Source organism: Candidatus Symbiopectobacterium sp. NZEC135, assembly GCF_025962695.1.
Genome location: NZ_JAGFPF010000006.1, coordinates 19,556 through 36,594 on the forward strand (window position 1 = coordinate 19,556; position 17,039 = coordinate 36,594).

Annotated in this window: 15 protein-coding genes; 5 read left to right on the forward strand and 10 right to left on the reverse strand. The window is 56.8% G+C overall.

What is annotated here, in order from left to right; translation table 11 throughout:
• Positions 1 to 5 precede the first annotated feature (5 nt).
• Genes J5224_RS05395 through J5224_RS05410 form a run of 4 tightly spaced genes read right to left on the reverse strand, consistent with a single transcriptional unit; the run spans position 6 to position 5,061 of the window.
• On the reverse strand, positions 6 to 1,622 hold the full coding sequence (locus J5224_RS05395; protein WP_264624383.1) for an ABC transporter ATP-binding protein: 1,617 nt from the start codon (positions 1,620 to 1,622) through the stop codon (positions 6 to 8).
• A complete protein-coding gene (locus J5224_RS05400) occupies positions 1,619 to 2,452 on the reverse strand; it encodes an ABC transporter permease (RefSeq protein ID WP_229044015.1) in 834 nt (277 codons plus the stop codon). The genes J5224_RS05395 and J5224_RS05400 overlap by 4 nt, the downstream gene beginning before the upstream one ends.
• Positions 2,452 to 3,429: an ABC transporter permease gene (locus J5224_RS05405; protein ID WP_264624384.1), complete on the reverse strand. Its 978-nt coding sequence runs from the start codon at positions 3,427 to 3,429 to the stop codon at positions 2,452 to 2,454. The genes J5224_RS05400 and J5224_RS05405 overlap by 1 nt, the downstream gene beginning before the upstream one ends.
• Positions 3,430 to 3,435: 6 nt before the next feature.
• Positions 3,436 to 5,061: an ABC transporter substrate-binding protein gene (locus tag J5224_RS05410; protein ID WP_264624385.1), complete on the reverse strand. Its 1,626-nt coding sequence runs from the start codon at positions 5,059 to 5,061 to the stop codon at positions 3,436 to 3,438.
• A 221-nt stretch (positions 5,062 to 5,282) separates the two neighbouring features.
• On the opposite strand from J5224_RS05410, the gene J5224_RS05415 reads away from it, so the two are divergent.
• From J5224_RS05415 to J5224_RS05430, 4 genes are all read left to right on the forward strand, one after another.
• The gene (locus J5224_RS05415; RefSeq protein WP_264624386.1) at positions 5,283 to 6,041 is read left to right on the forward strand and encodes a VOC family protein; all 759 of its coding nucleotides are present in this window, start codon (positions 5,283 to 5,285) and stop codon (positions 6,039 to 6,041) included.
• A 46-nt stretch (positions 6,042 to 6,087) separates the two neighbouring features.
• On the forward strand, positions 6,088 to 6,909 hold the full coding sequence (gene proC / locus J5224_RS05420) for a pyrroline-5-carboxylate reductase (protein WP_264624387.1): 822 nt from the start codon (positions 6,088 to 6,090) through the stop codon (positions 6,907 to 6,909).
• A 25-nt stretch (positions 6,910 to 6,934) separates the two neighbouring features.
• Positions 6,935 to 7,735: a pyrroline-5-carboxylate reductase family protein gene (locus tag J5224_RS05425; RefSeq protein ID WP_264624388.1), complete on the forward strand. Its 801-nt coding sequence runs from the start codon at positions 6,935 to 6,937 to the stop codon at positions 7,733 to 7,735.
• Between the two features lie 162 nt (positions 7,736 to 7,897).
• Positions 7,898 to 9,151 (forward strand): MFS transporter, encoded by a 1,254-nt coding sequence (locus J5224_RS05430; protein ID WP_264624389.1) that lies wholly within the window; start codon positions 7,898 to 7,900, stop codon positions 9,149 to 9,151.
• A gap of 56 nt (positions 9,152 to 9,207) precedes the next feature.
• Here J5224_RS05430 and yjiA read toward each other — a convergent pair whose 3' ends face one another.
• The 4 genes from yjiA to J5224_RS05450 all read right to left on the reverse strand — a co-directional run bounded on the left by yjiA (position 9,208) and on the right by J5224_RS05450 (position 13,891).
• Positions 9,208 to 10,167 (reverse strand): GTPase, encoded by a 960-nt coding sequence (yjiA, locus tag J5224_RS05435; protein ID WP_264624390.1) that lies wholly within the window; start codon positions 10,165 to 10,167, stop codon positions 9,208 to 9,210.
• Positions 10,168 to 10,212: 45 nt separating this feature from the next.
• The gene (locus J5224_RS05440; protein ID WP_195313178.1) at positions 10,213 to 10,416 is read right to left on the reverse strand and encodes a YbdD/YjiX family protein; all 204 of its coding nucleotides are present in this window, start codon (positions 10,414 to 10,416) and stop codon (positions 10,213 to 10,215) included.
• 94 nt (positions 10,417 to 10,510) lie between these two features.
• Positions 10,511 to 12,664 carry a carbon starvation CstA family protein gene (locus J5224_RS05445; RefSeq protein WP_264624391.1) on the reverse strand — a complete coding sequence of 718 codons (2,154 nt, stop codon included), beginning with the start codon at positions 12,662 to 12,664 and terminating at the stop codon, positions 10,511 to 10,513.
• A gap of 309 nt (positions 12,665 to 12,973) precedes the next feature.
• Positions 12,974 to 13,891, reverse strand: coding sequence for an EamA family transporter (locus tag J5224_RS05450; protein WP_264624392.1), 918 nt, complete (start codon positions 13,889 to 13,891; stop codon positions 12,974 to 12,976).
• A 289-nt stretch (positions 13,892 to 14,180) separates the two neighbouring features.
• Here J5224_RS05450 and J5224_RS05455 point away from each other — a divergent pair, with 289 nt between their 5' ends.
• A complete protein-coding gene (locus J5224_RS05455) occupies positions 14,181 to 14,975 on the forward strand; it encodes an SDR family NAD(P)-dependent oxidoreductase (RefSeq protein WP_264624393.1) in 795 nt (264 codons plus the stop codon).
• Between the two features lie 69 nt (positions 14,976 to 15,044).
• On the opposite strand, the gene dppF is transcribed toward J5224_RS05455, so the two are convergent.
• Together dppF and dppD are read right to left on the reverse strand one after the other, a co-directional pair.
• Positions 15,045 to 16,052 carry a dipeptide ABC transporter ATP-binding subunit DppF gene (gene dppF, locus J5224_RS05460; protein ID WP_264624394.1) on the reverse strand — a complete coding sequence of 336 codons (1,008 nt, stop codon included), beginning with the start codon at positions 16,050 to 16,052 and terminating at the stop codon, positions 15,045 to 15,047.
• Positions 16,049 to 17,029, reverse strand: a complete 981-nt coding sequence (gene dppD / locus J5224_RS05465) for a dipeptide ABC transporter ATP-binding protein (RefSeq protein ID WP_264624395.1) — start codon at positions 17,027 to 17,029, stop codon at positions 16,049 to 16,051. The genes dppF and dppD overlap by 4 nt, the downstream gene beginning before the upstream one ends.
• Positions 17,030 to 17,039 lie beyond the last annotated feature (10 nt).

The following is a 17,039-nucleotide window of genomic DNA, read 5'->3' on the forward strand; positions in this document are numbered from 1 at the left end:
CAACTTCACGCCGCCGACACCTGCCACTCACGCCCCGGAATCGCCTCCAGCAGTTGCTGGGTATAGGCGTGCTGCGGCTGCTGATACACCTGATAGGTCGGCCCTTGCTCCACAATCTTGCCGGATTTCATCACGATAATACGATCGCACACTTGTGCCGCCACGCGCAGATCGTGGGTGATAAAAATCAACGACAGGCCCAGGCGTTGACGTAAGTCCGCCAGCAGCGCCAGCACCTGCGCTTGCACTGAGACGTCTAACGCCGATACCGGCTCATCGGCCACCAGAATTTTCGGTTCCACCGCCAGTGCGCGCGCCAAGCCAATGCGCTGGCGCTGACCGCCGGAGAATTCATGAGGATAACGGTGTATCGCACCGGCATCCAATCCCACCAGTGCAAACAGGGCTTTGACCTTCTCCAATGCTTGCGCACGCGGCACGCCGCGAATCAGTAGCCCTTTGGCGGCGATTTCACCCACCGTTTGGCGCGGGTTCAGCGAGGCAAACGGGTCCTGAAACACCATCTGAATATCGCGGCTCTGCTCACGCAGCGCGCGAGATTTCAGTTGAGCCAGATCGTGTCCGTCAAAGTGGATTTCGCCGGAATCGGGCTGATATAACCGCACGATGCAGCGCGCCAACGTTGATTTGCCGGAGCCGCTTTCACCGACAATCCCCAGCGTGCTGCCCTGTGGCAGCGTCAGGCTGACATCCTGCACAGCAGCAACCTGCCGCTGGCGACGGCGAAACAGCCCCGGCTCGCGGAAGGTTTTATTGATATTTTTCAGGGTGAGCAGCGCGGGCTGCTCTTGCGTCGGGCGCGGCAGCGCGGGATGCAGCGATGGCACGGCGGCAATCAACGAACGGGTATATTCATGGCGCGGCGCGTACAGCACTTGCGCCGCCGGACCTTGCTCCACCAGCTCACCGTGGCGCATCACCGCCACGCGATCGGCGATATCAGCCACCACGCCGAAATCATGGGTAATGAACAGTACCGAAGTACCGCGCCGCTGCTGTAACTCACGAATCAAGCGCAAAATCTGTGCCTGTGTGGTCACATCCAGCGCGGTCGTCGGTTCATCCGCAATCAGCACCAACGGTTCGAGCGCCAGTGCCATGGCGATCATCACACGCTGGCGTTGGCCGCCAGAAAGCTGGTGCGGATAGGCACGCACCGTGGCGGTCGGGTCAGGAATATGCACATCTTCCAGCAAGCGCAGCACGCGTGCATCGACGTCCTGTTTAGTCAGTTTGGGACGATGGATAAGAAACATTTCGGCAATTTGGTCACCCACCCGGTGCAGCGGGTTAAGCGCCGTCATTGGATCTTGAAAAATCATGCTTATACGCGCACCGCGCCACTTTCGGAGTTCTTCTTGCGTCAGTTGCAGCAGGTCACGCCCTTCAAAGGTAATGCTGCCCTGCGTCGGTTGTACCCGCTCCGGCAGCAACCCCATAATGGCGCTGGCAGTCATGGATTTGCCCGATCCGCTCTCACCCACCACACACAGAATTTCGTTATAGCGTAAGTCCAGCGACAGGTCGCGTAACGCCCAGGGGCGATCGGCATCCGGCGGCAACGCCACACTGAGATGATTAATGGATAACAGTACGCTCATCGGTTTCTCAGCCTTGGATTCAATGCATCATTCAGCCCTTGTCCCACCAGGGAGACAGCGAGCACGGTCAATAAGATAGCCACGCCGGGAATGGCAGACACGTACCACTCCTGCCGTAAGACACTGCGTCCGCCACCAATCAGGTTGCCCCACGAGGGCACGTTGGGATCGGATAAGTTCAGGAACGCCAGCGCGCTCTCCAAGAGAATCGCCACCGCCATGATCACACTGGCGTACACCACAATGGGCGGCAGCGCGTTAGGCAAAATCTCCCGAAACACGATGGGCATGTCACGCATCCCCAATGAGCGCACCGCCTGCACAAACTCGCGGTGGCGCAATGACAGAAACTCAGCTCGCGTCAGCCGCGCCGCAGGCGGCCAGGAAACCACGCCAATCGCCAGAATCACCGTCGACAACGTAGAACCAAATACCGCCACCAACACCAGCAGCAACAAGAAGTTAGGCAGGATCTGAAACGCTTCGGTCAGGCGCATCAGCATGTCATCGACCACACCGCCGTAAAAGCCAGCCAGCGCACCGACGACAATGCCAATGGCAATGGCGATCGCCGTCGCCACCACGCCAATGGTGAGTGACACACGCGCACCGTGGAAGATCTGCGCGGCAATATCGCGCCCGGTATGGTCCGTGCCCAGCAGGAAGCGGGCGTTATGCAACGGCCACTGCAACGGACGCCCTGCAAGGCGCAGCGGATCGGCCGGGAAGAACCAGCCCGCAGAGAGCGCCATGCCGATCACCAGCACCAACAAGATCAAGCCAAACAGCGCGCTCGGGCTGCGCGCATAGCGTTTAAAAAAGTTCACCATCAGCCTTCACCTGCAATACGGGGGTCCAACCGGGCATACAGCAGATCCACCAGAAAATTGATTGCTATCACTAACAGCGCGGAGACAAACACGATGCCGAGCAGGGTGTTCAAGTCGCGCTGCATCACCGATTCATAGGCCAATCGCCCCAACCCCGGCAGCGCGAATACGCTCTCCACTACCACCGAGCCGCCCAGCATGGTGCCAGTTTGTAGCCCAATCAGCGTCACCAGCGGCAACAGCGCATTGCGCAGCACGTGGCGCACCACAATGCGCGTCTCCGGTACCCCCTTGGCACGAGCGGTGCGCACAAAATCCAGCGTCGACACTTCCAGCATCGATGCGCGCATAATGCGCAGATAAATCGCCAGAAAAATCAGTGCCAGCGTTAACGTCGGCAGCACCAAATGGTGGGCAATGTCCAGCACTCTGACCCAGCCCGTCAGCCCGCTGGCGATGGTTTCAAAACCACCGGAAGGAAGCCAGTCGAGGTAGATGGAAAACAGCAAGATGCCCATCAGTCCAAACCAAAATGAGGGCGTGGCGTAGCAGAGCAGGCCCAACAGGGAGATCAGCGTATCCTGCCAGCGGTTAACCCGACGGGCGGACACAATACCCAGTACCATCCCGACCGGAATAGCAAAAGCGAGCGAGGTGCCCATCAGCAGCAGGGTCACCGGCAAACGCTCAGCAATCACACTGGCGACCGGTTTGCCGTAAATGGCCGACTGCCCGAGATCGAGGTGCGCCAGCCGCCACAGATAGTCCCACAGCCGCACCGAGGTAGATTGGTCGAGTGCATAGTAGCGGCGCAGTTCCTCAATCATGGTGGGATCGGCACCGCCGACCTGTGCCACCAACGCATCAACGGTATCGCCCGGTGCCAGTTGCAGCAGCAGAAACAACCCGGCCAGAATCAACAGCAGCGCGGGTAACGCTGCTGCCAAGCGGCGACCGCTCAGCAGTAACAGCCTCATCGGTGCTTAACCCTCTAACCAGGTGTCATGCCAACTGCTGGAAGGCCAGCGCGCCGTGTTCAATGCGTTCTTCACTTTCTTATTGATGACGGTGAGGAACTGGCGCTCGGTGGCAAACCACACCGGGAATTGCTCGTTCACCTGCGCGACCAGCGTGGCATACAGCTCGCGACGCTTTTGCGGATCAACTTCTGACGCGGCATCATCAATCAGCTTGTCGATAGCATCAGACTGCCAGCCGTATTGGTTGGTCCAGGGAGCACCCGCCGGGCTGCCGGAGCGCAACCACACGGTGGTGGACACCGCCGGATCGCCGCGATACTGGTGCCAGCCGGTAGCGATATCAAAGTTGTGTTCTTTGTAGACCGCCGTCAATGCACCCGCATAGTCGTAGTTGGCAATCTCCACTTTGATGCCCACTTCCGCCAGCGATTGCTGAATAAAGGTGGCAAACAGCGGCACGTCTTCGCCGTTAACAATCTGTACCAGCTTCAGCGTAAAGCGTGTTCCGTTGGCCTGGCGGCGGTAGCCGGCTTCATCCAGCAAGGCTTCCGCTTTTTTGCGATCGAACGGATAAGGCTGCTTGCTGTTCGCCGGATAGAAGTTGGTGGCGGTAGACGGAATAATGCCGGTGGCAGGCTTACCCTGCCCATACAGGAAGTTTTCGATAAAGAACGGCACATCAATGGCGTGAGCAATCGCGCGACGCACACGAATATCGGCAATCTCTTTGCGCCGGAAGTTAAATTCCACCGTGTTGTTGAAGATGTTGCCTTCAGAGCCGCGCGGTGTAACCTCGAAATCCGGGTGGCGTTGCAGGCGATCCAGGTCGGCCAGTGAGAGCTGCGAATAGGCGCTCAGCTGTACCTGTCCGGTTTCCAGCGCGGCGGTGGCGGCGGATTTGTCCGTGATAATGCGCCAGACAATACGCTCGATATAAGGCTGCCCTTCACGCCAATAGTCCGGGTTGCGCGTGGCAACGATATATTGTCCGCGTTCGTACTGCACAAACTTGAACGGTCCGGTACCGATAGGCGCCGTGTTAGCCGGGTTTTCCAGCACGTTGGTATTTTCATATATGTGGCGCGGCACCACATAACCGAGATCCGCCAGTGCGCGCAGCAGCAAGCCAATCGGCATCGGGCGTGAATAGTTGAACACCACGGTGTGGTCATCCGGCGTGTCTACCGTTTCCAAATACTGTTGCACCGCGGTGCCGTAGTTCAGGTGTTTTTTCCACAATTCCAGCGCGTTGTACTGCACGTCGCTGGCGGTGAATGGCTTGCCGTCGTGCCATTTCACGCCCTGACGCAGCGTAAACGTAATGCGTTTGCCATCCGGCGAGGTTTGCCACCCGGTTGCCAACTGCGGCACCACGTTGCCCAGCGCATCCAAATCCACTAGCGATTCAATAATCTTGCTGGTGACAATGTATACCCCAGTCGAGGCGCGCAGCGCCGAGTTAAGAATACGTTGCTCAGAAGCCAAATGAACGCTCAGCGTGCCCCCTTTCACCGGGGTGCCCGCTGCCGTCGCCCCCGTTCCCTGCGCGGCAGATAAATAAGACGTAAAAGGCAAGGTCGCCGTCACGGCGGCCGTCGAAAGCAATAAGCGTCTGCGGGTAATATTCATGAATCGTCACTCGAATTAATAGGAGAATAGCGCAGAGCATAAAGTCAGTAATAATTATTACGTAAATGATGTTTCGTCATATCGAAATAGGAAATTGGCATATATCATTTTCTGCATCGCTATATTTATTTTTCAGAAAAGCAAAGATAAAAAAATCACTACCTAACTGTAGTTAATCTCTTTTTAATACTCGAATACTGTTTTTATTGGGTGAAAAAATAATGGCTACATTACGCTGGGATCACGCCGTACATTATGTCAACCATCTGGATGACGCGGTTACTACGTTTACCGATAATCAACTGGTCGCTTTCCCCGGTGGCGCGCACCCCGGTTGGGGCACCCACAATGCGCTCAGCTATTTTGGTCTGACCTACCTCGAATTCCTGAGCATTCGGGATGCGCACGAGCTAGAACAGGCGCAAGACTTTTTGCTGTCTCAGGATGCAAAGCGCTTGCTGCCGGAGCAGCAGGTGCTGTACCGCGTAGCCTTGCGCAGTGATGATATTGATGCCACCCATCAGGCGCTGCGTGATCAGGGTTTAGCACTGTCGCCGATTGTGGAGGGCAAACGCCATGACAAACAGGGTAATCTGATCGAGTGGCGCATCTTCACCATCAGCGGGGACTTTCAAGGTGTGCCTTATCCTTTTGTCTTGCAATGGAAAACCAATGACGCTGCCCGTCTTGATTTCCTGCGCACCCACAACATCGACAGACCGCACCCGGTGGGTCAGGCTCGCCTTCAGGCGGCGGTCTTCACGGTGCAGCATCCAGAACAGGTGGCACGGCACTGGCAAAAGTTGTTCTCGTTTTCCGCCAGTGAACACACACCGACCACCCTGTATATCGGTGAACAGCAATTTATTTTCCAACCGGGTGAAGAGAACCGCCTCACGGCATTGCATATCGCCACAGATAATAATGCCGTTAAAGGAACGTCGGTGATTTTGGGCGGCGGCGAATATCAATTTGTTTAATATTCACGCATCCGATTAAATGGTTATCAAATAAAAAGACAGCACCATGAATAAGAAAATTGGTTTTATTGGCTGCGGTAATATGGGCCGCGCCATTCTGTTAGGGTTAATTTCCAGCCACGTGGTTTCACCGCAGCAGATTATCGCTTACGACATCATCCCTGATATTACCGCCGGGCTTGCCAGCCAATACGGCATTGTCGAGGCAACCAGCAATGCCGATCTGGCCCTTCAGGCAGATATTATTTTTCTGGCGGTGAAGCCGGATGTGGTGAATCGCGCGCTGCACGACATTGCTGATTTACTTAATCCCCATCAGGTTCTGGTTTCCATCGCCGCCGGGATCTCGCTTGAGGCGATCGGTGCGGTGGTAGGTGCGGAGCGCAAGGTGGTGCGCGTTATGCCGAACACCCCGGCGCTGGTGCGCGAAGCTATCTGTTCCGTGACACCCAACGCACAGGTGACCGCCGAAGAGTTGGAGCTGGTCAACACGTTGATCGGCAGCATTGGTCGTTACGAGCAGGTGCCGGAATACCTGATCCACGCCGTCACGGGCGTCGGCGGTTCGGCTCCCGCCTTTGTGTTTATCCTGATTGAGGCAATGGCCGATGCCGCCGTTGCTGGCGGCCTGACGCGCAAACAGGCATATCAGTTTGCCGCACAAACCGTGTTGGGTTCCGCCAAGTTGGTGCTGGAAAGTGGGCTACATCCCGGGGCGCTAAAAGACAACGTCTGCTCCCCCGGTGGCACCACCATTGAAGGTGTCGCGGTGTTGGAAGACAAAGGTTTCCGTGCAGCCATTTATCAGGCGGTACGCGCCAGCACCTTGAAGTCCGTACGCCTGTCGCAAGACACCAAACCGGCCTGATGTTCATTCGATCGAGAGAAAAGCTATGGCACACATTCATTTTATTGGCGCAGGCCAAATGGCAGAAGCCATTATCCGCGCCGCACGGGTCAATCCAGCGCTGACGGATGCACAGTTCAGCATCGAAGATATCGATGCCGAGCGCGTCGCCACCCTGACGCACGCCTATGCCTTGCCCACTCAAACGCCGGATAGCGCATTGGCACACGCGGATCTGGTAGTGATTGCCGTGCGCCCGCAGGATGATATTCCGGCCGTGGCGCAGCGCATTAACCAGCTTGCTTCAGCGCACAGCACGGTTATCTCCATTGTGGCCGGTGTTACGCTGGCGCAGTTGACGGCCCTGTTAGGCGAAACGCGCGCCATCGCCCGCGTGATCCCGAATACCCTGACCGACACGGGCTACGGCTATAGCGGCGTGACGCTGAATCAACATGCGCGGGCGGAAGCGCTGGATGGGTTCTTCACCGCGTTCGGCAAAGTGCTGTATCTGGAGGAACGTCTGATCGACGTCTTCACTGGCTTTGGCGTGGCCGGACCAAACTATATTTACTACTTTATCGAATCGCTGACCGATGCTGGCGTGTTGGCAGGGCTGCCGCGTCCGCTGGCAACCAAAGTGGTGCAGGAAAACCTGCTGGGTGCCGTGGAAATGCTGCGTTTAAGCGGAAAGCATCCGCGCCAACTGTTGGATATCAATAACTCGCCCGCTGGCGTTGGCATGCACGGTTTGTATGAACTGAACAACAGCGATTTTGCTGCCGGACTCCAGCGCAGCGTGCTGGCGGCAGTGAAACGCACCACCGCGCTGGCGAATTCTCGTTAAACCATCATCGTGCTGGCTGCGCGCATACCGTGCGCAATGCGCTCGACCAGCACGAAAATACCTTGCCTGCGCCACACCATGGATGGTAAGAAAAATAACGTCACTCCCCCCTAAACCCCGCCAACGGGGAATAGTCGTATTGGATTAACACCGGGATTCACCATGGCTTTGTTTGCCTCACCGGGCGCAGACTCTCTGCTGCGTCAACGTTCTTTTGTTGCATTTTGGCTGGCCCGCTCCGCGTCTATGTTTGGTTTTCAGATGCTTAACATCGTGGTGAGCTGGCAAATCTACTCTGTCACCGGCCGCGCGTTCGATCTGGGCCTGATTGGTCTGGCGCAGTTTTTACCTTCTGTGCTGCTGGCCCTGCCCGCTGGGCATATCGCCGATCAGTTTGACCGCCGACGTATCGTGTTAATCGGCCAATTCGTGGAGTGGTTCGCCATCGCGCTGTTGGCGATACTGGCGTTTACCCAGCCGCCGGATGAGTTAACCATTCTTGGGCTGGTACTGCTTATCGCCATCGCCAAAACCCTGGAAGCCCCGGCAATGCTTTCCATGCTGCCTGCGCTGGTGCCACCCAACATGCTGGCGCGCGCCATGGCGGCAAACTCGGCGGCGGGACAAGCCGCCATGATGGTCGGCCCGGCACTGGGCGGCCTGCTGTATGTGGCGGGCGCAGGCACGGTGTATCTCGCCGCCGCGCTGCTGTATCTGATCTCCATGTTGATGGTCAGCCGACTGCGCTATGTGCAAGAGCCAGTGCGGCGCGTACCGGCAAGTTTCGCCACACTGTTTGCTGGCGTGCGTTTTATCCGCGCCCGACCGGATGTGTTGGGCGTGATTTCGCTCGATCTGTTTGCCGTATTGCTGGGCGGGGCGACGGCGCTGTTGCCCATCTTTGCCAAGGATATCCTGCACACCGGTCCGTGGGGATTGGGGCTGCTGCGCGGCGCACCCGCTGTTGGAGCGCTACTGATGGGCTTTTGGCTCACCCGGCATGCGATGGAACGTAACGTAGGCAAGATTATGTTCGCCTCCGTGGCCGGTTTTGGTGTCGCCACGCTGGTGTTTGCGCTGTCCACTCAGTTGTGGCTGTCGTTACTGGCGCTGTTTGCCCTCGGGGCATTTGATATGGTGAGCATGGTGATTCGCGGCTCGCTGGTGCAGCTTGATACCCCGGACGACATGCGCGGTCGCGTGAGTGCGGTCAATTCCATTTTTATCAATACGTCGAATCAACTGGGCGAGTTTGAATCCGGTCTGCTGGCGGCGTGGTTAGGCGCGGTGCCCGCCGCGGCGCTTGGCGGCATTGGCACGCTGTTGGTGGTCGCACTGTGGATGAAATGGTTCCCGTCACTGCGCCAGCGTCAGCGGTTGCATAATGAACCCGCGCAGGAGGCCAGGGCGGCCTAGCACATTCAGCACACCGCCTCTCGCAAGCCATGGAGAGGCGGAATGTTGACGATAAGTCACATCAGGTGGGCAAAGCCGTCACGGATTTCCTGCTCAGGCAATTCCAGTCCGATAAAGACCATGATGCAGCCGCGCGTTTCTTCCGGCAGCCACTCTCTGTCCCAATCCGCGCTGTACAGGCGCTGCACGCCCTGAAACAGCAGGCGGCGATCGTCGCCGTTGATAGCGAGAATACCTTTGTAACGCAATAGGTTATCGGCATACTTGAGCAAGAAACCTTCCATCACGTCGGAAACCGCTGCAAAATCTACCGCGTGATCCAATTCCACCACGATGGACTCCACGTTGTTCTGTTGCGGTGCCACGAAACGGAACAGCGGCGCTTTCACCGTCAGCTTGTCATTAAGCATAAAGCCATCGACATCGAACAGCAGGCTAAGATCGATTTCGCCGTTAACCACGGTGTAAATCGGCGCACGCGCGTTGATACGCTGCAAGCGCTGTAGCAGTGCTTCATCCTGACCTGCCACGTCGGTTTTGGTCAGCAAGATGCGATCGGCGTAACCAATTTGCGATTGGGCGATAGTGAACTGATCGAGCTGTTGCTGCGCGTGCACAGCATCCACCAGCGTGATGATGCCATCCAGCATAAAGCGTTCACAAATCAGCTCGTTGGAGAAAAAGGTTTGAGTGATCGGGCCGGGGTCGGCCATACCGGTGCACTCAATCACGACGTGATCGAAATCCAGTGTGCCTTTATCAATACCGTCCACCAAGTCGAGCAGCGCATCCGCCAGCTCATTGGCACGGGTGCAGCAGATACAACCGTTGCTGAGTGTGGTGATGGTGCTGGCACGTTCGCCAATCAGCGCATCATCGATCGGCACCTCGCCGAACTCATTCTCAATAACGGCAATTTTATAACCATGGTCGGCATTGAGAATATGCCGGAGTAGGGTGGTTTTACCTGCCCCAAGAAACCCGGACAGAATGGTGACATGAATCGGCTGCGTCATCGCGGCTCCTGATAATAATGCGTTTTCTTCCTGTGCTGAACCCGGTTAACAGCAGCGCATGCCGCCTTTGCCATCGCCACCGTAGCGCGCCTGTTGCCGCTCACGGAAGAACTCTTCGTAGGTCATCGGTGGTTGATCGGGATGGTTGGTCTGCATGTGCTGAACATAGGTTTCATAGTCCGGAATCCCAATCAGCATGCGCGCTGCTTGTCCCAGATACTTTCCCGCTTTGCCAAGATTGCCAAACATAGCTGGTCTCCTAAAAAAACTACCCCGTATATATCTTATACGGGGTAGCGCAACTCGTCATCTTTCTGGCGGGTTAGGCGCAGAAAGTGACAAATCAGTGACCGTTAGAGATCTTCACGCCGCCTGCCGGAACCGGTACATAATCGGTTTCGCCATCGGTACGCTTATCTTCCTGACGCGCTTCAATCGCCACTTTCACACCGTAGGCAATGATGCTGTACACCACGAACAGGAACAGGATGCTCAGGCCCGCGTTGGTGTAGTTGTTGATAACGATGTGGTTCATGTTAGCAATCTGCTGTGCACTCAGGTCAGCACCGCCGTCAGCAATCTTCTGTTTAAACATGTTCGCCATGTAGAAGAAGCCTTCCAGTTGCGGGTTGTCGCTGAACAGTTTCAGGCCCAGCGCCCAGGTGGTGCAGATCAGCAGCCACACAGCAGGCACGACGGTCACCCAAACGTACTGCGTACGTTTCATCTTAATCAGTACCACGGTACCCAGCACCAGCGCCACAGCAGCCAGCATCTGGTTGGAGATACCGAACAGCGGCCACAGGCTCTTCACGCCGCCCAACGGATCGACCACGCCTTGATACAGCAGGTAGCCCCACAGACCGACACAACCCGCGGTACCGATGATACCGGCTACCAGTGAATCGGTTTTCTTCAGGAACGGTACGAAGTTACCCAACAGGTCTTGCAGCATGAAGCGACCAGAACGGGTACCTGCGTCCAGAGCCGTCAGGATAAACAGCGCTTCAAACAGGATACCGAAGTGATACCAGAAGCCCATGTTGGCGCCCGGAATAATCTGGTGGAACACGTGAGCAATACCGACTGCCAGCGTCGGTGCGCCGCCTGCACGGTTCAGAATAGAAGGTTCACCGATATCTTTCGCCGTTTGCATGATCTGCTCAGGAGAGATAACGAAGCCCCAGGAACTCACGGTTGCTGCGGCGTGCGCAGAGACCTCTTGCAACTGCGCCATGATCATCGGCGCATCCGCCGTACCCAACTGGTGCAGGTTCGGCATGGTGATGCCCAACGCCGCTGGCGGGGTGTTCATGGCAAAGTAGAGGCCCGGCTCAATGATGGACGCCGCCACCAGTGCCATGACCGCTACGAAGGATTCCATCAGCATTGCGCCGTAACCGATAAAGCGCGCGTCGTTTTCATTCGCCAGCAGTTTCGGTGTCGTACCGGAAGCAATCAGCGCATGGAAGCCCGACACTGCACCACAGGCGATGGTGATAAACAGGAACGGGAACAGGGTGCCTTTCCATACTGGACCGGTGCCGTCAACGAACTGGGTCACTGCCGGCATTTTCAGATCCGGGTTCAGGATCACGATGCCAATAGCCAGGCCAACGATAACGCCGATTTTCAGGAAGGTAGCCAGATAGTCGCGCGGTGCCAGAATCAACCATACCGGCAGCAGAGCAGAAACAAAGGCATAACCCACCAGCGTAAAGGTAATGGTGGTGTCTTTAAAGGTCAGCGCCGGGCCCCAGTACGGGTCGTGAGCCACTACGCCGCCAAACCAGATAGCCATGACCAGCAGCACGATACCGATAACGGACACTTCCGCTACACGGCCTGGGCGCAGGAAGCGCATGTAGATACCCATAAACAACGCGATCGGCACCGTAGAACATACGGTGAACACGCCCCACGGGCTTTCTGCCAGCGCTTTCACCACGATCAACGCCAACACCGCCAGGATGATGATCATGATCAGGAAGCAACCGAACAGCGCGATGGTGCCCGGAACCGGACCCAGCTCTTTCTTAACGATTTCGCCCAATGACGCACCGTTACGGCGCGTGGAGAGGAACAGCACCATGAAGTCCTGCACGGCACCGGCCAGCACCACACCGGCCAGCAGCCACAGCGTGCCCGGCAGGTAGCCCACTTGCGCCGCCAACACCGGCCCTACCAGCGGACCAGCGCCTGCGATAGCCGCAAAGTGGTGACCGAACAGAACGTTACGGTTGGTCGGCACATAGTTCAGGCCATCGTTGTTCACCACCGCAGGCGTTGCGCGGGTCGGATCCAACTGCATGACTTTCTGTGCAATATAGAGACTGTAGTAGCGATAAGCCACCAGATAGACGGACACGGAAGCGACGATAATCCACAGTGCGCTTACGTGTTCGCCACGGCGTAGTGCTACCACGCCAAGGCAAGATGCCCCGATGACGGCAAGCATCACCCAGGGAATATGTTTGAGTATGGTACTGCTTTTCATAAGACATCCTTCAGGCAAATTAAGTCTTAATGGTCTGTTTTTTAATCTTTATCGAACAATATCGAGCATCCACCACGCCGTTGGCGTCCATGTTGGACAAGGCAGGAATCGTTGACTGTGTGGGGTGTGGTGATGGCGCGACGATACGGCAGTGCGAGCGAGCGCGCAGAACCAATTTGTATCGACGGCGGCATAGCCTATTAAGCGGTTAGAATTGCGCGCTAAGCGGTTGGGGAAAAATGCAGAGTCAGGAACGCCGTGTTCGAGAATACTAAAAACGTCATAAGCGCATCGGGGAATGCGCTTTCGCTACGGTGCGCTGCGTGCCCTCACCAGCACCGCAAGACGCCCACCAAACACGTTGACCAACAGCCCGACCATAATCAACAGCGCACCTGCTACCTGAAGCAGGGTCATGTGTTCATCGAGAAACAGCGCAGCGCTCAGCATGCCAAACACCGGCACCAACAGCGTTAAGGGCGCAACGCGCCAGGTTTCATAACGCCCGAGCAGACTGCTCCAGATACCAAATCCCATGATGGTGGCAACAAACGCCAGATAACCGAGTGCCAGCACCGTGCTCATCTGCACGCTGGTCAGGCTGGCAACTATCGCCTGCTGCCCGTCGAACAGCCAAGAACAGAGAAAGAACGGCCCAATCGGCACCAGTGCGCTCCACACCACCAGCGACATCACATTCAAACCCGCACCGTGGCGGCTCATAATGACTTTATTGCTGATATTGCCAAACGCCCAGGAGAGCGCACCGCCTAACGTCAGCAGCAGCGTGAGCAGCGTTAACCCGGTAGTGGTCTGGTTCAGCATGCCGCCTTCCGCCAGCACAAACATGCCCAATGTCGCGATGGCAATGCCAAGAAAATGGTTCCAACGCAGCACCTCACCCAGCAACAGCGCCCCCAGCAACAGAGTGAAAAAGCCCTGAGCTTGCAGTACCAGCGAGGCGATGCCCGCAGGCATACCGAGTTTTATCGCCAGAAACAGAAAGGCAAACTGGCCGAAACTGATGGTCATGCCATAGGCGACCAGCCAGCGCAGCGGCAAACGAGGACGCGGCACAAAAAAAACGGTGGGCAGCGCCACCAGTGTAAAACGAAGCCCCGCCAGCAAAAAAGGCGGCATCCCCTGCAACCCGACTTTGATAACCACAAAGTTAACGCCCCAGGCAACCACCACGCACAGCGCCAACAGCCAATCTTTTACCGACATTTCATTCCCCAGCGGATGCGCGACAGCTTCGCTCGCGCGATTTCATCATTCTAAAATGAAACATCGCTCACAAAAACACAAGTAAGCGAATCTTATGACTACAGCGCCTTGCCCGTGGGTGAACGGGCGATTATCAACGTTTTAGCAAAGGTCTTTCGCCTGCGTAGAGATAAAAAAACAGAACAGAGTGGCCTACAATGGGGGACGGTTTCCGGTTGACGGCCGGGTTTTGGGTCGTCGCTAACGCCGCGCAAGGCACGGCGTCCATTCCTCGGAGGAAGGTTTCTGTATGAATATTGATCTGTCAGGAAAAACAGCGTTGGTCACCGCGTCCAGCGGCGGCATTGGGTATGCGATTGCAGCAGGACTGGCGGAAAGCCATGCCGAGGTGATCGTCAATGGCCGCAGCAGTTCGTCGGTTGATGCGGCACTGTCCCGTTTGCAACAGCAGTTCCCGCAGGCCCATCTTCGCGGCGCGGTGGCCGATCTGGGCAGTGCCGAAGGGGTAACCGCGCTGCTGGATCAGGTGCCGTTCGTGGATATTCTAGTGAATAACGCCGGTATTTACGGTCCGCGTGATTTCTATGACACCGACGATGCGGTGTGGGAAGACTACTGGCAAACCAACGTAATGTCGGGCGTTCGTCTGTCACGTGCCTTTCTGCCGGGCATGGTGGCAAAACAGTGGGGACGGGTGGTGTTTATCTCCTCTGAATCCGCACGCAACATTCCTGCCGACATGATCCACTACGGCGTATCGAAAACGGCGCAGTTGGCGCTGGCGCGCGGGTTGGCAAAACGGGTGGCGGGCTCTGGCGTGACGGTGAACAGCGTGCTGCCGGGTCCTACAATTTCCGACGGATTCGCCACCATGATGCAAGATGAAGTGGCACGCACCGGCAAATCCCTTGAGGTCTTGGCGCGGGAATTCGTGATGGCGCATCGCCCCAGTTCGGTCATCCAACGTGCCGCTAGCGTGGAAGAGGTCGCCAACATGGTGGTCTATATCTGTTCGCAGCAGGCGTCTGCCACCTCGGGCGCTGCGCTGCGTGTTGATGGCGGTGTGGTCGACGATATTCTTTAACGAATAGTACGCGCTCTTCACGTAAAAAAACGCGGGCTGTTTTGCCCGCGTTTTTCATATCAAACAAACTCACCGTGAACCGGCTTCATCCCTGTCGACGGCAAAGCAGGCAATCAGTTGGTCGCCATAGGCTTTCAACGTGGGTTGGAACTGGACGCAGGTATCAAAACGATGCTGGCAGCGCGCGTTAAACGCACAGCCCGGCGGCGGATTCAACGGACTGGGCAGTTCCCCAATCAGCTTGATACGCTCACGGCGCAGCGCCGGGTTCAAGCGCGGCGTTGCTGACAGCAGCGCTTGGGTGTAAGGGTGGCGTGGGTTGTTGAAAATCGCCTCCTTGCTACCCTTTTCCACACAGCGGCCCAGATACATCACCATTACTTCATCGGCTATATGCTCAACCACCGACAGGTCATGGGAAATGAACACATAAGACAAACCCAGGTCTTGTTGCAGGTCCATCATCAGGTTCAGCACCTGTGCACGCACCGACACGTCCAGCGCCGATACCGGCTCATCGGCAATCACCACATCAGGGTCTAACATCAGACCACGCGCAATCGCGATACGCTGACGCTGGCCGCCGGAGAACATGTGCGGATAGCGGTCGTAATGCTCGGTTTTCAGGCCAACTTTTGCCATCATCGACAGTGCTTTTTCACGGCGCTCTGCCTTGGTCAACTCGGTATTGATCAGTAACGGCTCTTCCAGGATCTGCCCCACCTTCTTGCGCGGGTTGAGCGATCCGTAAGGATTCTGGAACACGATCTGGATCTTCTGGCGACGCAACTTCTGCGCCGCCGGATCCGGTTTCAGCAGATCCTGCCCCTGATAGTAAAGTTCGCCCTCGGACGGGGTTTCGATCATGGTCAGCAAGCGGCCAAGGGTCGATTTACCACAACCCGATTCCCCCACGACCGCCAGCGTTTTGCCACGCTCCAGCGTAAAGGAGACGCCGTCCAGCGCTTTCACCGCACGCTCGGGGGCAAAGAACCCTTTTTTAACCGGGTAATGTTTCTTTAAATCGATCGCCTGCAACAGGTAGTGCTGCCCGGCGGCATTCATGCTCTGGCTCATGCGACGGGCCTCCCCTCATCATCGAGCGGTGTATGACATTTCACCTGACGGCCCGGAATGTCACGCAATTCGGGCTCTGCTTCACGGCAACGCGCACTGGCGTAGGGGCAGCGAGGGTTAAGCAAGCAGCCCAACGGTCGGTCATATTTGCCCGGCACCACGCCCGGCAACGAGGCCAGACGTGCTTTATCGACCGCAAATTCCGGCAGTGCGCGTAGCAACGCCTGAGTATACGGGTGGCGCGGCGCATGGAAGATATCTGCCGCTTTGCCGGATTCCACCACCTGACCGGCATACATCACGATGATGTGGTGCGCCGCTTCCGCCACCAGCGCCAAATCGTGGGTGATCAGGATAAGCGCCATGTTTTCCCGCTGCTGCAACTCCAACAGCAGTTCAATGATCTGCGCCTGAATGGTCACGTCCAGTGCGGTGGTCGGTTCATCGGCGATCAGCAGTTTGGGCCGACAGGCAATCGCCATTGCGATCATCACACGCTGGCTCATCCCACCTGACAATTGGTGCGGATACACGTCTAAGCGAGAAGCCGGATCGGGAATACCCACCTGCGTCAGCAAATCGATAGCACGCTGATAGCGCGTTTTGCGATTACCACCCTGATGCACCTTGATCGCTTCCATAATCTGGTAGCCCACGGTGTAGCAGGGGTTAAGGCTGGTCATCGGATCTTGGAAAATCATCGCCACTTCGGAGCCGACCAACTGACGTCGCTCTTTCTCCGAAATGCTTTTCAGATCGCGCCGGTTAAACTCCAGCTTGTCCGCCATCACTTTGCCGGGGAAATCAATCAACCCCATGATAGCCAGCGAGCTGACCGATTTACCGGAGCCGGATTCGCCGACAATGCCGACCACCTGCCCCTGTTCTACCTGGTAACTGATGCGGTCAACGGCGCGGAACGGGTTATTCCCTTCGCCAAAATGCACCGACAGTTTTTCTACGTTGAGTAATGCCATCTCTTCCCCC

Excerpts from the sequence above, each read along its gene's own strand:
- J5224_RS05415 (WP_264624386.1), top strand. The coding sequence starts at position 5,283 with ATGGCTACATTACGCTGGGATCACGCCGTACATTATGTCAACCATCTG.
- proC (WP_264624387.1), top strand. The coding sequence starts at position 6,088 with ATGAATAAGAAAATTGGTTTTATTGGCTGCGGTAATATGGGCCGCGCC.
- J5224_RS05400 (WP_229044015.1), bottom strand. The coding sequence starts at position 2,452 with ATGGTGAACTTTTTTAAACGCTATGCGCGCAGCCCGAGCGCGCTGTTT.
- J5224_RS05440 (WP_195313178.1), bottom strand. The coding sequence starts at position 10,416 with ATGTTTGGCAATCTTGGCAAAGCGGGAAAGTATCTGGGACAAGCAGCG.
- J5224_RS05450 (WP_264624392.1), bottom strand. The coding sequence starts at position 13,891 with ATGTCGGTAAAAGATTGGCTGTTGGCGCTGTGCGTGGTGGTTGCCTGG.
- J5224_RS05425 (WP_264624388.1), top strand. The coding sequence starts at position 6,935 with ATGGCACACATTCATTTTATTGGCGCAGGCCAAATGGCAGAAGCCATT.
- J5224_RS05430 (WP_264624389.1), top strand. The coding sequence starts at position 7,898 with ATGGCTTTGTTTGCCTCACCGGGCGCAGACTCTCTGCTGCGTCAACGT.
- J5224_RS05410 (WP_264624385.1), bottom strand. The coding sequence starts at position 5,061 with ATGAATATTACCCGCAGACGCTTATTGCTTTCGACGGCCGCCGTGACG.
- dppF (WP_264624394.1), bottom strand. The coding sequence starts at position 16,052 with ATGAGCCAGAGCATGAATGCCGCCGGGCAGCACTACCTGTTGCAGGCG.
- J5224_RS05445 (WP_264624391.1), bottom strand. The coding sequence starts at position 12,664 with ATGAAAAGCAGTACCATACTCAAACATATTCCCTGGGTGATGCTTGCC.
- yjiA (WP_264624390.1), bottom strand. The coding sequence starts at position 10,167 with ATGACGCAGCCGATTCATGTCACCATTCTGTCCGGGTTTCTTGGGGCA.
- J5224_RS05405 (WP_264624384.1), bottom strand. The coding sequence starts at position 3,429 with ATGAGGCTGTTACTGCTGAGCGGTCGCCGCTTGGCAGCAGCGTTACCC.
- dppD (WP_264624395.1), bottom strand. The coding sequence starts at position 17,029 with ATGGCATTACTCAACGTAGAAAAACTGTCGGTGCATTTTGGCGAAGGG.
- J5224_RS05395 (WP_264624383.1), bottom strand. The coding sequence starts at position 1,622 with ATGAGCGTACTGTTATCCATTAATCATCTCAGTGTGGCGTTGCCGCCG.
- J5224_RS05455 (WP_264624393.1), top strand. The coding sequence starts at position 14,181 with ATGAATATTGATCTGTCAGGAAAAACAGCGTTGGTCACCGCGTCCAGC.